This is a genomic window from Spirosoma rhododendri (assembly GCF_012849055.1).
Classification (GTDB): Bacteria; Bacteroidota; Bacteroidia; order Cytophagales; family Spirosomataceae; genus Spirosoma; species Spirosoma rhododendri.
Map to the genome: position 1 here is coordinate 4421165 of NZ_CP051677.1, position 15265 is coordinate 4436429.

Consider the following 15265-nt stretch of genomic DNA (forward strand, 5'->3'; position numbering starts at 1 on the left):
TTCTAGCGATAATATTACAATTTATAACAAATGTCACATGGTAATTCTTGACATATTGCTTATTTTGCCATTTAGCTACTAACCAACTTACTTATCACAATGGCTGATTATTCGCTAGACACAGGCAAAAAATACATAATGGACATTTTCGCTTCTGACCGTTTTTATAACATACCAGATTATCAAAGAGCATATGTCTGGGGTAACGAACAAATAGTAGATCTTTTAGAAGATATAAGTAATGCTCTAGGTCAGGATGGGAAACAGGGAGAAAAAAAGGAATACTTTCTAGGCTGTATGATATGGAATACCAAATACATAAAAGAAGCAAATATTGAATACGCCTGTCAAGATATCTTAGATGGACAACAAAGATTTATAACAATTTATATTTTACAAGCGGTAATTAGAGACATTTCAAAAAGTGATGATTTAAAGAAGGACGTCTTGGAGCGGATGCAGCAGAAAGGTAATATATATAAGGGAATACCAGAGAGGAATAGAATAGAGTTCCAAATCAGAAACGACAAAGACTTCATAGATAAATTTATTATAAAAGATGGAGGAACTTTGAAAGAGATGGAATTAAGTGATCTGATAAAAGACAAAGATGAGAGTATTTCTACAAGAAATATGGCAAAGGCTATTAATTTTATTAAGGAATGGTGGTTAGAAAAAGAGATGGAAATAGATAGTGATGCTCTATTCCAACAACATTTATCAAGTTTTTACATATACTTATCAACGAAAGTCTTAGCTCTATTCCTAGCAACCTCTGATAATCTCGACGATGCTTATAACTTATTTACAGTGCTAAATAGTCGAGGAGTACAATTACAATCTAGTGATATATTGAGAGCGCAAAACCTTCGAGTCATAAACGATGAAAAACTAAGAAAAAAATATGCATCTAATTGGGAAGAGTATGAGAATAGTGTAAGTGCACCCTATAAGTCTTTTGACGAATTCTTGTGGGCTATGGTTTACATAAAAATGAAATACAGAAGCGATGATAACCAAAGCCTCATCAGAGCATTCGATTTCATGTACAGTAAACAGAATCTATTAGAGAAAGGCAGCTCGACTTTTGACTTCATAGGAAGATACATTAAACATCTTGAAGTAATAAATAGCAATAATTTTCAAGAGCAATCTGGTAGTGGGAACTGTTTCTCTAACATAAATTATATACTAACTACCACATTTAGTAACATATATATGGTTCCGCTTATGCATTACAGAGAGTGCTTTGGCGAATATGGTATAGTAGAGTTCATTATAAAGATAGATAATCTTTATTCCGCTTACTGGTTGTTGGATAACAGAAATATTCAGTCTAGAACTTTTATCATACTTCGACGCATGGAAGAAATAAAGAAAGAACAGAATAATAACAAAATTGCCGCCGATCAATTTTTAATTGATCCAACGTTACAATATGACTATGTAGACGACAAAGCTTCTACAGCTATAAACATTAATAATTTATTTCGAATAATAGATGAAGAAAAATGGGGCGCGTTCTCAGGAACAAAAGTTAACAAAACTAGATATCTACTATTAAAACTAGACTTAATACTTAGTAACATTAATACACATTTATTTTTTAGCAAAAACTCTGCTTCGCTTGAGCATTTAATGCCTCAGAAAGTAGAAGGTACGAGTTGGGATATAGAAAAAGACAGTCATTCAGAATGGTTACACAGGATTGGAAACGTTGTACTTGTTGATAGAAGGAAAAACGCTTCACTTAGCAATTCACCATATTCTACCAAAAGACAAAAATTTCAAGGTGCTTTTGAAGCGAGGGCCAATACTAACCACGTGTTTTTCAAATATAATGATTGGAACATTGACAACATAAAGAGCAACCATAACAGAATAGTGAGTTTGTTAAAAGAGTACTATTCAGGAAACAGCTTAAAAACGTTAAAAGACCTCAATAAGAAGACAGAAGCTATCTGACCACGATTCTAACGCCACCGTTTGAGATTCCTCTTAACTATTAAGTCTGTGAAATTCAAATAAAATAAGTCACTTAAGTAAAGGCACACTTTATGCTCAAGCACAATTCCAATATTTTTACCCTACAGGACACACCCGACACCTAATTTACTCCTTAGTAAAAACGGCTCAGGATACTATCCGGAGCCGTTTTGCTTATTGCTACTCTGCTGGCAACCACAGCCGGTTTTATTAGTTGAACGACGTTCTAAAGGCCAGGGGTGTCTGCTGGGTTCTGGTCTTAAACAACTTGCTGAACGAAGGCAGGTGCTCGAAACCCAGCTCGTACGCTATCTCGCTAACGGTCAGATCCGTAGTCGATAGTTTTTCTTTCGCTTTCTCGATCAGTTTATCGTGAATGTGCTGCTGGGTAGTTTGCCCTGTCAAGACGCGCAGCAGATTACTCAGGTATTTTGGCGACAGATTCAGCTGTTCGGCCACGTATCTGACGGTCGGCAATCCCCTGTCGGCCAGATCAGTATGGGCAAACCACGTATCCAGCAACGTCTCCAGCCGGTCGAGTATCTGATGAGCCGCTTTATCGCGCGTCAGGAACTGACGATGGTAAAACCGGTCGGCGTAGTTCAGCAAGGTTTCGATGTGCGAGATGATGATGGGCTTGCTGAACGCGTCGATATTGGCCTCGCATTCCTGTCTGATATTCTGCATGATCGCACTCACAACGGCTTCCTCTTTTTCCGACAGCCACAGGGTTTCGTTGAGCGAATAATCCCAGAAATCGTAGTGCCTGATGGTTTTAGCCAGCGTCGTGTTCCAGATAAAATCGGGATGGATGTACATGACCCAGCCCGATTTCGTCGTCGCTTCGTCTTTATTGTCGACCGTCATGCTGAACACCTGATTGGGCGCGATAAACGACATAACACCGTCGTTGAAATCGAACGATTGCTGCCCGTACTTCACCCGGACGTTGCTCATCCGCTTCACCGCGATGGAATAAAAATTCATCGTCATGTTGACCGGCTCATCATGGTTAGCGTGCGGAACGGTACCCACGTCGAGTACGCTGATGAGCGGGTGCTGCGGGGCCGGTATCGCGAGGGAGCGGTAAAAATCGCTGATCGACTTGAACGACTTCATGCTTCGTTGTCGGCTTTAACTACGTCCAGAACAAGTTTGCCACGGGTGTGCCAGCGTTCGCTTTCGCGGTGCGCCTGAGCGACCTCATCCAGCGGAAACACCTTGCTGATGAATACCTTTACCTCACCTGCGTCGATCAGCCGGGCTATCTGCTCCAGCCACTCCCGGCGGGGCTGGTTGGCCGCCAGTTCACCCGTCGCCTGCCTGGTGGCAAGGGCATTCAGCACCTCATCCGTAAATGGCAGGTCGGTGTTGACACTGACGAATATACCGCCTTCTTTCAATGTATTGACCAACTTTACCCGCTCTTTGTTGTCGCGAAGGGGCGACGCGTCAAGCACCACGTCCACGTCCTGTACCCACTCGTCGACAGGCTGGGTGGTGTAGTCGATTACGGCATCGGCTCCGAGTTCGTTGAGAAAGTCCTGATTCCGGGCCGATGCCACCGCGATTACATAGGCACCTGTTGCTCTGGCGAACTGCACGGCGAAACTACCGACCCCACCCGATGCCCCCGTAATCAGGATGCGCTGCCCCGACTCAAGTTTCCCGTATTCGTACATCCCCGTCCAGGCGGTCAGCGCGGCCAACGGCACCGCAGCCGCTTCCGTGAAGCTCAGCCGCTGGGGTTTCAGAGCAAACTGGCTGGCTTTGGCCGCGCAATACTCAGCGTAGGTACCGTTGCTGAAGAAATTAGCCAGTCCGTACACGGCATCGCCCTTCTGGAAGCCCGTTACGTCACTACCTGCTTCTTCCACAATACCGGCCCCATCGCAACCCAGTGTCATCGGCAGGGTCAGGAAAGACCGTATCCCTTCGTTGGCCCCGTTGCGAATCACCCAGTCGACTGGGTTCACACTGCTGGCATACACACGCACTAATACCTCATCCGGCGCGGGAACAGGCCGTTCGATTTCCTCTACTGTCAGCACATCAGCCCCGCCAAATTCATGAATTCTTACGGCTTTCATACATATCTGTTTTGGTTACGACACAAAGGTCGTAAGCCCCAGCGCGACAGATTTAGCCGAAACACCGTATGTGTTAGCCGAAACAACCGTAGCCTCAGTGTTAGCCAATATCGCTAATTCATACGGGCTAAGACCGGAATGGGCCAGTCCTTTATCTGCCAGTTGTCATGCGGGTTAGCCACAGTAACTTGTTGGCTTGTCTTGTTATCCAGATCACTTTTCGGCACCGACATTCAGCAGCTTCCGGGTTTTCTGAACGATATACCCATCGTTTCAACGGCAGCCGGGTCGGCGGCTGTACCGCCTTCGATAACCACGCGGGGGTACCTGCGCGCGAAACTCGTTACAACAGGCCGTTTCAGCTGCTCACCAGGCTGAAGCGGCCCGGCCGTTACCGATCAAACCGCTTCCGGTTACGAACAACCTGTCTGTTCAACTGGCTAGTTGACCAACAATGGCCTGATTGATTAACTTGCGATATAAAACTTGTACTTCGATGACCGGTGATCAGCAGTTTTCGGCTACACTACACGAGCAGCTTGACGTCAATTTTGCCCTCCAGGCCGCCGGACTCGGCGTCTGGGAATACAACCCCGTCACGGGTTTGATCGACTGGGACAGGCAGACGCAGGCCCTGTTTGGGATTGCCGACAGTAATTCCATACCGTATGAACAGGCTATCCGGCACATCCATCCCGACGACGTTCAGCGGGTTGATGAAGCAGTACAGTGGGCGGTAAATCCACAATCTGGCGGGATATACGATCAGACCTATCGCACCATCGGCGTCGACGACGGAATGCTGCGGTGGGTTCGATTTGCAGGCCGGACTTACCGTACTGAATCGGGCGAACTGATTCGCTTTGGGGGCATCACACAGGAAGTAACACAGCAGGTAACAGACAGACAAAAGATCAGCGACGACGCCCGGCTTGCAGATCTGGTCAAGGCGACACCAGCGGCTACGGCGGTCTATATGGGTCGTGATATGCTGATTCAGCAGGTCAACACAGCCATGCTGGCCATCTGGGGAAAGGATGAATCAGTAATTGGCAAGACGCTGCACGTAGCCATCCCCGAACTGGACGGACAGCCCTTTCTGGCCCAGCTTCAGCACGTATTTGACACGGGTGAACCGTTTCGGCAGGCGGAGGGCATGGCAGAACTGATCGAGAACGGACAGCCCAGAACGGTCTGGTTCAACCATGCCTACAATCCGCTGTACGACAGCGACGGACAGATATACGGCGTTATCAATATTGCCATCGACGTAACCGAGCAGGTACTGATCCGCCAAACGTTGCAGAACAACGAGATTGCCCTTAATAACACCATCGAGCTGGCAGAACTGGGTACGTTCAGCGTCGATGTCGCCACCAATCTGCTCACGGCCTCACCGCGCGTGGCTGACTGGTTTGGCTTCGACAAGCTGACGGCGAATACCGAAGCGTTCATCTCCGGCGTCGGCGAAGGCGATCGAGATCACGTTCGTACCAGCCTGTATAACACCCTGTTGCCGGGTTCCGATGGCCGCTACGATGTTATTCACTCGGCTATCAACGCCAAAACGGGAAACCAGGTGATTCTGCACGCGATGGGCCGGGTCTACTTTGCACCCAACGGACAACCGGTTAAAATTGAAGGGACGGCGCAGGATATAACGGCGCAGCGGGAGTTACAGCTACTGCTGGAACAACAGGTGCAGGAGCGTACGGGAGAACTGGCCACTACCAACAGGGAACTTGCTGCCAGCAATGAGGAATATGCGTCTATCAACGAAGAGCTGGAAGAAGCCAATAATCTGCTGACGCGCTCCAACGAGAACCTGCAAACCTTCGCCTATATCGCTTCGCACGACTTGCAGGAGCCGCTGCGCAAGATTCAGCAGTTCGGCGATCTGCTGAAGACCCGGCTGGCCGGGCAGGTAGATAAAGACGAACTGACCTATCTGGAGCGAATGCAGGTGGCGGCAAGCCGGATGTCGATTCTGATTAAAGACCTGCTTGACTTTTCCCGTATTTCCACCCAGCGCAGCATCGATGAGCTGGTGGCCCTGCAAACCGTTACGGATGCTGCACTAACCGTGCTCGACTGGACGATCACCGAAACGGAGGCACAGGTGGCCGTCGACGCGCTGCCAACTGTGCGGGGCGATGCCGTTCAGTTAGGGCAGTTGTTCCAGAATCTGATCAGCAATGCCCTGAAATTTCGCCAGCCGGGAGTCCCCCCCGCAATCCGCATCAGCAGCCATATCATCCGGGCCGAGCAGCTGCCCGCGTCGATCAAACCCGCCCGCCGAATGGCATTTTACTGCCGTATCGATGTCGCCGACAACGGTATTGGTTTCGAGGAGAAGTACCTCGATCGTATTTTTCAGGTCTTCCAGCGACTACACGGCAAAGATCAATACGCAGGGACGGGGGTCGGTCTGGCAATCTGCGAGAAAGTAGTCGCCAACCACGGCGGAGCCATTACCGCCATCAGTCAGCCGGGGCTTGGCGCAACCTTTATGATTTATTTGCCTGCGGATTGAGTGCGCGGTTCAGGCCAGTCCCACCGGTTACTCAGGCTTTCGCTACCCGCGCCAATTACAACGTTAGCTCCTTCTGATACAGCCCAACCAGCGTATCGACGGCGTAGTCGATTTCGGCGGGGGTGTTGTATTTGCCAAACGAGAACCGGACATAACCCCGGTCGGGGTCGATACCAGGCAGAGCCGCCAGTACGTGCGAGCCGACGTTGGACCCGCTCGAACAGGCCGACCCACCCGATGCGGAAATCCGGGCAATGTCGAGGTTGAACAGCAGCATATCGTTCAGCTCCGACGCAGGAAGGCTCACATTCAGGACCGTATACAGACTACTGTCGACATCGGCCGATTCGCCGTTAAACGACACGCCTGGTAGCCCTTCGCGCAGCCGCCCAATCATCCGTCGTTTCAGGCTGCTGATGTGCTGTTGGTGTTCGTCCATCTCGGCATAGGCAATTTCGAGGGCTTTGGCCAGCCCCACGATGCCGTAGACGTTCTCCGTGCCGCCCCGCATGTTGCGTTCCTGCGCCCCGCCGTAGATAAACGGGTGAATCTTCGTATCGGCGTTGACGTACAGAAACCCGACACCTTTGGGGCCGTGAAATTTGTGTCCGGCCCCCACGATGAAGTCGACAGGCAGCGTTTGCAGATTGTGACGGAAATGGCCCATCGTCTGCACTGTATCGGAGTGAAACACAGCATCGTACGCCCGGCACAGCTCACCTACCCGCTCGATGGGCAGCAGATTCCCGATTTCGTTGTTGCCGTGCATGAGCGACACCAGCGACCGCGCCGAGGGACCGCCCGCAATGCGGTGTTCGCGCAGCAGCTTCTCCAGATGGTTGAGGTCGACACGGCCCTGCGCGTCGATGTCAACCATACTCAACCTGATCGCACCGGCCTTTTCGAGGTGTTGCAGGGTGTGCAGCACGGCATGGTGTTCGAGGGGCGAGGTAATGGCGTGGGTCAGTCCGAAGGTTTCGATACTGCTGCGAATGGCCGTATTGTCGGCTTCAGTGCCGCCGGACGTAAAGAAAATTTCGGCGGGCGACGTGTTGAGCAGCGAAGCCACCGTTTTACGCGCTTTCTCGATCGCCGTCCTGACCATCCGCCCGTGGCTGTGTATCGACGAGGGATTGCCAAACTGCTCGGTCATGAGCGGCAGCATGGCCTCCAGCACGGCCGGGTCGAGTTTGGTAGTGGCAGCATTATCGAGATAAACGGGCGCAGTGGTGGTCATAACAGCTACGTTGGTACTTAGTTTGTCAACACGCAAAATTACGACGAAGTTGCCGCCTACCCTACCAAATCCTGACCGACTATGGTACGAAACTGACCAACCAGGGCAGTTTTCCGGCTAAAACACTAACTGAAGTTAACCGGTTACTTCGTCAGTATTCATTCGCTACCTATGGATTTTTCGCAAGCTGCTGATCTGATTTATGCCGAACTGATGCGCTGGAGCCGGGCAGGAATTAAATTGATTCCCAACCTCGGCCTGGCGATTCTCATTCTTGTCGTTTTTTCGTTTCTCTCCCGTTGGGTGAGTCAGTGGGGTGTCCGGGGGCTGCATCGGGTCAGCAACAACATTTCGCTGGTCAACCTCGTCGGGGCGCTGGCCCGTGTGCTGCTGATGGCCGTCGGGCTGTTTATCGCCCTCGGTGTATTGGGTCTCGATAAAACGGTGGCCTCCCTACTGACGGGAGCCGGTATTCTGGCCCTCGCCGTCGGCTTCGCTTTTCAGGACCTGACGACAAACTTTATTTCGGGCACCATGATTGCCCTCGCCCGCCCAGTTCAGGTGGGGGATACCGTCGAAACAAACGGCTATACCGGCAAAGTCATCGACATCAAGCTACGCTCTATCGTGATCGACAATGGGCAGGGCCAGACGGTCGAGATTCCGAGCAAAGACGTGTTTCAGAAGCCCATCACCAACTATTCGCGGCTGGGGCAGCGCCGGATCGAAGTAGCGGCCAACGTCTCGTACCTCGATGATCTGGACCACGCGCAGCGGGTAGCCCAGCAGGCAATCCGGCAGTTACCGTTCGTACTACCCGACCGCCCCGTCGATCTCTACTACAAAAACTTCGGCGACAACTCGATCCAGTTTATCGTCTGGTTCTGGGTCGACCCACTCAAAACCGGCCCGTTGGCCGCTGTCAGCGAAGGCATGAAAGCCATCAAGCGCGCCTTTGCCGCCAACCAGATCACGCTCTTTTTCCCAACCGTTACCTACGACCTGAAACAGAAACAGGAGGACGCGTCCACCGTTAGTCGACAATCCGCACGCTAAGCAGTGCCCCGTCGTCTTCGCCCGTTTCAGCTCCGTTGCCCGGCGTAGAGTCCGGGTCGGGCTGGTCGGACTGGAGTAGCTGTGCCGTTATGATCCTGTTACCTTGCCCCGATAGCTGCACGACAACCGACACCAGTCTATGTTCGTTAACAGCCAGCGAGAGGGCAGCCGTCGTAAGCAGATTACCACTGACGGTTATACCCTCTCCACCGATAAATGTGCCGCCATCTGGCAGTGTAAAGCCCGCAACGACACCCGTAGCGGCTATCCCACCCCGGTTATACAGGTCAAGTGTCAGCGTAAGCTGGCCACCTTCCGGTGTCGCCAGGCCACTCGCCGACAGCCCTAAGCTTAGATCGGCCGACAGCGAATCAGGACGGGGCTGATTGGATGAAACAGCGGGCAACGGCCGCTGATACGGGTTCGACGATTCATAAATGGGTGTTGCTGCGTCAGAGGTTCGAATGCTTGCTACAGACATATCGTCCTCCCCGTCGCCTGTACCACTACCGGGCTGACTATCGGGATCGGTCGTTCCGCAGGCCACGACCTGCACCGCGTTACGATACGTAGCCAGCACGGTAGGGCTCACGTCATAACTAAACAAGATGGTTTGCCCCGCCCGTATGCTGTCGACGGCCATTTCGATGACGTTATTACTGTTTGTTACGCTGCCATCCACAGCCGACAGGAAGTTGATACCAACTGGCAATCGGTTTTGCAGCCGTACCGTTCGGGCAGTAGCGGGGCCGCTGTTGACCACCTCAACCGTCAGCCGCAGTCGCTCACCGGCAGACATGACGGCCCGGTCGGGGTATTGCCTCACCGATAGGTCTGCCAGCGCAGTGGTAGAGTCGCCGGGCAGTACGGTGATGAGCAGTGGCGTCGAGGCCGGACTCTGGCAGTTGGTAGCTTTCGTCTGGATACAAATAGCCGTGTATGAGGTCGTCTGCGCCGGTGCCGCGATCAGCGTATTGCCCGTCGCGCCCGTACTCCAGGTGGTCGTGTAGGCGCAGCCCGTGGCCGTCAGCGTAACGGATTCACCCTGCGTCAGTGTCGACGAGGTAGCCGTGATCGTCGGGGCCGGGGGTTGGCGCACACATCCGGAAAACCCCCGAAATACCCATCGAGGTAACTCAGCCGCCGGTCGATCCAGCCGGTTGCATAGCTGGTTTCGTCGGTTACGTTTGGGGTTGGCCAGATCCGGCCTTCCCGCCGGTAAGCCCCTTCGTTTGTCAGCCGCTGCACATTCGCGGTCAGGCTGCTTTTCAAGGCTCCCGCGTCGAAGACACCCTTCCGCAACGCAAACCAGCGCGTCTTCGCGCGTTCCTGAAACGAACCCGGATTTAGCCCTAACAGCTTATCGTACAACCCATTGCTTAATATATCCGTCGTCGTCTCATCGCGATTACCGGCCCACATATAGCCGAATGTACCGTCCAGGTCCCAGGGAATGTAGATGTATGGTTCGTTTTCTTTGTACCGGGCGATGTACAGGTTTTTACCCCGGTTATCAGCGGCCCGGATCAGGTTCAGAAACAGGAAGTAGTCGATCAGGTTATCGGTCTGCCAGCGGGTGCTCAGTTTACTCTTAAACTGATCGCTGTTGCTATTGACCACGAAATCAGTCAGGCCATACAGGTTCGACCAGAACGTAGTGTCGTTAGGATACTTGAGTTCGTAACCAGCCCAGGTATCGCGGTTGGCACCGTCGAGTGAAGGCACGCCCGTAAACAGCGTCGCGTCCGTCCAGTTGACGGATTTGTACAGCTCGCCCCGCACCGAGCCGTTGGTGTTTGTCTTTTTCAGCTTTAGCTGCTTCCGGTCCATCGGCTCGGTGAGCAGGTAGATGCCATTGTAGACACCGTTCAGAAACACGTCGACGTAGCGGGTGCGAATACCCGGCACGGCGTCGGTTTCCTGACTGGCGTAGTACAGCTTGTACATCTTCAGCCAAAGCGCATGCGACGTGGCATTATTGACCCGCAGCGGCTCATTGTACATCGCCAGCAGCAGCCATTCGCTGTCTTCACGCATCCCGAACAGGGCGGTATCTTTCGTGATCCTGCCGGTGGAATCGGTGTAGAAAACGACTTTATAAGGCTTTTTGGGCAACGTACTCGTATACGCCCCCCGGATATTCACCTGCGACCATTTGAGTCTGGTACTGCCCGTCGTATCGGCGATGGTCAGCTTCGTCATGATCGCCGGGGTATTTACAATATCTTTGCCCCGCGTCTGAATATTCAGCATGGGCAGGGCGGTAAACATCAGCGAGTACGTAACACCGTTGCGGTCGACGGGATAGAAAACACCCCGTTTCAGCGTCGTAACGCTATCAGGAAAGGTGTATACCTGATCGAGCGTGACGGACAGCGGCTGCGTATTAGTGGCAGTGGGCAGCTTATTGCAGAGAATCAGTTGGTTGGCAGCGTCAACGCGGTAGCGGTCGGCGGAAACAGATTGCGCCAGTACGCTGGGTAGGGCAAACAGTAGCAACGAAAAAATAGGCAGGCAGCGCAGAAACCACGAAGAGGATAATTTTATGAACATGTGTGAATATAAGTCAAACCAAAGTTACTTACACGCACACAAAAATTTACCCACTGCGCTTATGCCAAACTCTCAAAAGAAAGAAAAATACCCAGCGACTGGACGAAGTATGCTGATAATCAGACACTTCATCCAATCACTTTTTTTCTTAAATTAGTTACATAGTTTGACTTAAGTCTGCCGCTGCTTTCTCGTCGACCAGCCAGATCAGTTCACCGTCGGTGGGTTTGATTTCCTGCGATGGGTACAGGTCGGGGTTATAGGCTCCTTTCAGCACCTCTTTCAGGGGCGCGGCTTTCTTCGGCCCCGCTACCAGAAACAGCACGCACTTCGCCCGGTTCACGATGGGGGCCGTCAGCGTAAGGCGGTACATATCCTGTTTGGTCAGGAAGTAAGCGGCTGTCCAGGCCGTTTTTTCGTGAACGACCTCCGTGCCGGGAAACAGCGACAGCGTGTGTCCGTCGTCGCCCATACCCAGCAGCACCAGATCAAAACTCTCACCGGTTTCACCAAAATACTCGTGCAGTGTCCGGTCGTAGTCGGCAGCGGCTTCCTGCGGTTCGAGGTCGGTTTTCCAGACGTGAATCTGGTCTTCGGGCGTATACACATGGCCCAGCAGCGTATCGTAGGCCATACCCGCGTTGCTCTGTTCATCGTCGATGGGTACATACCGTTCATCACCCCAGAACACGTGCAGCTGCGCCCACGGTATCTGCTCGACGTAAGGCTGTTTTGCCAGCAGCTCGTGCAGGGCCTTTGGTGTACTGCCCCCCGACAGCGCAATCGTAAACCGGTCCTGCGTTTTCAGCGCGTCGGTGATGCGTTTGGTAATCAGATCAGCCGCAGCCTTCGCCAGGTCGGTCGGGTTTTTCTTGATAATGAGTTCCATTTGGCTAGTTTAATGTTCAGGGTTCAAGGTCTAAGGTTGCGGGTTGCGTGCAAAGCACAACGTTAAACCTTGGACATCAAACCCTAAACCCTTTATAAAAAATCGGCCCGCATGGGAGTAAAGCTATCGATCAAAACGCCCGCTTCAAGACAGTGGGCACCGTGCCACACGTCCGACGGGATGTAAAACATATCGCCCTGCCGCAGTTCGCGGGTTTCGTCGCCGATGGTGATGGCAAACACACCACGCTCCACATACGACATTTGTACATGAACGTGCTGATGAACAATCCCAACGCCCCCCGTTTCAAACGCTACCTTCACAACCATCATGTCTGGTTCGTAGCTCATCACTTTGCGCTTCACACCCTCGGCAACGGTTTCCCACGGCAGCGAAGCGTCGTCAATAAACAAGGAAGAAGTGGTCATCAGTGCAGTCGAATTGGCCGATATCGTCGTTTGCCGACTACCAGCGGTAACAAAAGGCGAAAATAGGCCGTTAAACTGACGTTAGCCAGCGCAATTTTCGGGCGGTACTGCCGATAATCGGTATTTATCGGCCATAACCAAACGTTATGAGTGGCCGGAACCCTGATTAGCTACGGGGGTGTTATACTTGCAAACGCGCCACCACGCCCATTACGCCGGACAAAAACCCGGCGTTTCGTTTTACTACATTAGTTGATTAAGTCTATAGAGAAATTTATTATGGCCATTGACATCACCGACCGTGTAAGTACAGCCGCCCGACGCGACATTCTCGATCTCGAACGCCGGATCAGTTCGTTTCAATCGGGCGACATTGCCGACGAAGCATTTCGTAAGTTTCGGCTTACGCGGGGCGTTTATGGGCAGCGGCAACCGGGCGTACAGATGATTCGTATCAAGCTGCCCTACGGCCGAATCACAGCCGACCAGCTTATCCGCATCGCCGACCTGTCGGACAAATACGCAACGGGGAATCTGCACGCGACCACCCGGCAGGATATTCAGCTGCACTTCGTCAAACTGGCCGATTCGCCCCAGCTTTGGGCCGAACTGGAAGACGCGGGCATTACGCTGAAGGAAGCCTGCGGCAACACGGTTCGTAACGTGACGGGATCGGCCCGCGCCGGTATCGATCCAACCGAGCCGTTCGACATTACGCCCTACGCCTACTCGATTTTCGATTATTTCCTGCGGAATCCGATCTGTCAGGACATGGGCCGTAAGTTCAAGATTGCGGTGTCGTCCAGCGAAGCCGACTCGGCCTACGGCTACATGCACGACGTGGGTCTGGTACCGCGTATGCAGGATGGCAAGCGGGGCTTTAAAGTGATGCTCGGCGGTGGGCTGGGCGCTCAACCGTTCTCGGCCCAAACAGCCTCCGAGTTCATGGAGGAGGAGCGGATCATCCCGTTTATCGAGGGCGTCATCCGCGTGTTCGACCGCTATGGCGAACGGCAGAAACGCCATAAAGCCCGGATGAAATATCTCCTCAACGACATCGGTCTGGAGGAAATGCTCCGGCTCGTCGAGGAAGAAACGCTGGCATTGAAAGTTAAGGAGTTTGACGTTCAAGGTTTAACGTTTAACGTTGCCACTGAGTCAGATGAGCAGCCGTCAACGGTAAACATTGAAGCACAAACTGAAAACCCAGCTTACGCAACCTGGCTGAAAACCAACGTCTTCGAGCAGAAGCAGGCGGGCTGGTATGCCGTGCAACTGCGCGTGCTACTGGGCGATATGCACTCGGATACAGCGCGGGCACTGGCAGAGATTGTAAAACAATACGCTGCCGACGATATCCGCGTGACGGTCAATCAGGGGTATCTGCTCCGGTTTGTCCGGCCCGAGAACCTGCCTGCCGTCTTCGACGCACTCGACGCGCTGGGCCTGGCCGAACCCGGCTTCGACACCACCGCCGACATCACGACCTGCCCCGGCACCGATACCTGTAATCTCGCCATTTCGAGCAGCTATGGCATCACGCGGGCACTGGAGACGATGATGCGCGAAGAGTTTCCCGATCTTGTTTTCAACGACGACATCAAGATCAAGATTTCGGGTTGCATGAACGGTTGTGGTCAACATTCTGTCGCGAACATTGGCTACCACGGCTCGTCGCTGAAAAACGGTGCGTACGTGCTGCCTGCGCTGCAAGTGCTGCTCGGTGGTGGTTTCAACGGCAAAGGCGAAGGCCTGATCGCCGACAAGGTCATTAAGATTCCGAGCAAGCGCGGCCCCGATTCGCTGCGCTACCTGCTCCGCGATTTCGAAACCAACGCCTTCGACGGTGAATACTTCAGCGACTACTACGCACGGCAGGGCAAGAACTATTTCTACCAGTTGCTGAAACCGCTGGCCGATCTGAAAACGCTCGTCAATACCGATTACATCGACTGGGACCATACCGAAGCTTACGTAACGGAAGTGGGCGTGGGCGAATGTGCCAGCGTACTGATCGACCTCGTCGCAACGACGCTGGAGGAAGCCACCGAAAAAGCTGGCTGGTCGCGTGAAGCGCTGACCGACGGTCGCTGGGCCGATGCGCTGTACCATGCGTATAACGTATTCGTTACCGGTGCTAAAGCTGCGCTGATGAGCCGCGACGTACCGACAAACACGCAGTACGGCATCATCAACGACTTCGACAAAACGTTTGCGGGTGAACCGGGTTTCCACCCCACCGAAGGTGATTTCAAGGCGCAGGTGTTCAGCATCAACAAGCAGGAGCCGTCGGAAGCGTTTGCCCGGCAGTTCCTGACCGACGCCGACGCTTTTCTGCACTCGGTACAAACCTACCGCGACGCGCAGATCGAACACGACGGCCTCCCCGAACTCCACGAACTCGTGCAGGCCAAGGACAGCTAACGGGGTTGAATGACTAAGTGACAGAATGATTGAATAAGCTGGCACATTCATTCTATCACTCAGTCATTT

General features: G+C 52.6%; 11 protein-coding genes. 4 read left to right on the forward strand and 7 right to left on the reverse strand.

The genetic code is table 11. The features are described 5' to 3' along the window. The first annotated feature begins 99 nt into the window (after nt 1-99). On the forward strand, nt 100-1965 hold the full coding sequence (locus tag HH216_RS18385) for a DUF262 domain-containing protein (protein WP_169552120.1): 1866 nt from the start codon (nt 100-102) through the stop codon (nt 1963-1965). Between the two features lie 231 nt (nt 1966-2196). Here the strand turns inward: HH216_RS18385 and HH216_RS18390 are convergent, their stop codons facing one another. Both HH216_RS18390 and HH216_RS18395 read right to left on the reverse strand, forming a co-directional pair. Then, nucleotides 2197-3105: a helix-turn-helix domain-containing protein gene (locus tag HH216_RS18390; protein WP_169552121.1), complete on the reverse strand. Its 909-nt coding sequence runs from the start codon at nt 3103-3105 to the stop codon at nt 2197-2199. Continuing rightward, a complete protein-coding gene (locus tag HH216_RS18395) occupies nt 3102-4076 on the reverse strand; it encodes an NADP-dependent oxidoreductase (protein ID WP_169552122.1) in 975 nt (324 codons plus the stop codon). The genes HH216_RS18390 and HH216_RS18395 overlap by 4 nt, the downstream gene beginning before the upstream one ends. A 496-nt stretch (nt 4077-4572) precedes the next feature. Between HH216_RS18395 and HH216_RS18400 the strand changes: the two genes are divergently transcribed. Beyond that, nucleotides 4573-6609, forward strand: a complete 2037-nt coding sequence (locus HH216_RS18400; protein ID WP_169552123.1) for a PAS domain-containing sensor histidine kinase — start codon at nt 4573-4575, stop codon at nt 6607-6609. A gap of 55 nt (nt 6610-6664) precedes the next feature. On the opposite strand, the gene HH216_RS18405 is transcribed toward HH216_RS18400, so the two are convergent. Next, nucleotides 6665-7846 carry a cysteine desulfurase family protein gene (locus HH216_RS18405; RefSeq protein WP_169552124.1) on the reverse strand — a complete coding sequence of 394 codons (1182 nt, stop codon included), beginning with the start codon at nt 7844-7846 and terminating at the stop codon, nt 6665-6667. Between the two features lie 171 nt (nt 7847-8017). Between HH216_RS18405 and HH216_RS18410 the strand changes: the two genes are divergently transcribed. Further along, complete coding sequence (locus HH216_RS18410; protein ID WP_169552125.1) at nt 8018-8902, forward strand: mechanosensitive ion channel family protein; 885 nt, start codon at nt 8018-8020, stop codon at nt 8900-8902. On the opposite strand, the gene HH216_RS18415 is transcribed toward HH216_RS18410, so the two are convergent. The 4 genes from HH216_RS18415 to HH216_RS18430 form a co-directional block, all read right to left on the reverse strand. Next, nucleotides 8880-10001 carry a DUF11 domain-containing protein gene (locus HH216_RS18415; protein WP_169552126.1) on the reverse strand — a complete coding sequence of 374 codons (1122 nt, stop codon included), beginning with the start codon at nt 9999-10001 and terminating at the stop codon, nt 8880-8882. The two genes, HH216_RS18410 and HH216_RS18415, sit on opposite strands and share 23 nt — an antisense overlap. Continuing rightward, nucleotides 9953-11455 (reverse strand): CotH kinase family protein, encoded by a 1503-nt coding sequence (locus HH216_RS18420; RefSeq protein ID WP_169552127.1) that lies wholly within the window; start codon nt 11453-11455, stop codon nt 9953-9955. Before HH216_RS18420 ends, HH216_RS18415 begins: the two co-directional genes overlap by 49 nt. Nucleotides 11456-11612: 157 nt before the next feature. Continuing rightward, nucleotides 11613-12344: a 6-phosphogluconolactonase gene (pgl, locus tag HH216_RS18425; RefSeq protein WP_169552128.1), complete on the reverse strand. Its 732-nt coding sequence runs from the start codon at nt 12342-12344 to the stop codon at nt 11613-11615. A 92-nt stretch (nt 12345-12436) separates the two neighbouring features. Beyond that, entirely contained in the window at nt 12437-12772 is a 336-nt protein-coding gene (locus HH216_RS18430) for a cupin domain-containing protein (protein ID WP_169552129.1), read from the reverse strand. 279 nt (nt 12773-13051) lie between these two features. On the opposite strand from HH216_RS18430, the gene HH216_RS18435 reads away from it, so the two are divergent. Next, nucleotides 13052-15196: a nitrite/sulfite reductase gene (locus HH216_RS18435; RefSeq protein WP_169552130.1), complete on the forward strand. Its 2145-nt coding sequence runs from the start codon at nt 13052-13054 to the stop codon at nt 15194-15196. The last annotated feature ends 69 nt before the right edge of the window (nt 15197-15265 follow it).

What these genes read in the sequence shown, in the direction of transcription:
- HH216_RS18435 (WP_169552130.1), top strand. Translation starts at nt 13,052, where the DNA reads ATGGCCATTGACATCACCGACCGTGTAAGTACAGCCGCCCGACGCGAC.
- pgl (WP_169552128.1), bottom strand. Translation starts at nt 12,344, where the DNA reads ATGGAACTCATTATCAAGAAAAACCCGACCGACCTGGCGAAGGCTGCG.
- HH216_RS18390 (WP_169552121.1), bottom strand. Translation starts at nt 3,105, where the DNA reads ATGAAGTCGTTCAAGTCGATCAGCGATTTTTACCGCTCCCTCGCGATA.
- HH216_RS18395 (WP_169552122.1), bottom strand. Translation starts at nt 4,076, where the DNA reads ATGAAAGCCGTAAGAATTCATGAATTTGGCGGGGCTGATGTGCTGACA.
- HH216_RS18410 (WP_169552125.1), top strand. Translation starts at nt 8,018, where the DNA reads ATGGATTTTTCGCAAGCTGCTGATCTGATTTATGCCGAACTGATGCGC.
- HH216_RS18430 (WP_169552129.1), bottom strand. Translation starts at nt 12,772, where the DNA reads ATGACCACTTCTTCCTTGTTTATTGACGACGCTTCGCTGCCGTGGGAA.
- HH216_RS18385 (WP_169552120.1), top strand. Translation starts at nt 100, where the DNA reads ATGGCTGATTATTCGCTAGACACAGGCAAAAAATACATAATGGACATT.
- HH216_RS18400 (WP_169552123.1), top strand. Translation starts at nt 4,573, where the DNA reads ATGACCGGTGATCAGCAGTTTTCGGCTACACTACACGAGCAGCTTGAC.
- HH216_RS18405 (WP_169552124.1), bottom strand. Translation starts at nt 7,846, where the DNA reads ATGACCACCACTGCGCCCGTTTATCTCGATAATGCTGCCACTACCAAA.
- HH216_RS18420 (WP_169552127.1), bottom strand. Translation starts at nt 11,455, where the DNA reads ATGTTCATAAAATTATCCTCTTCGTGGTTTCTGCGCTGCCTGCCTATT.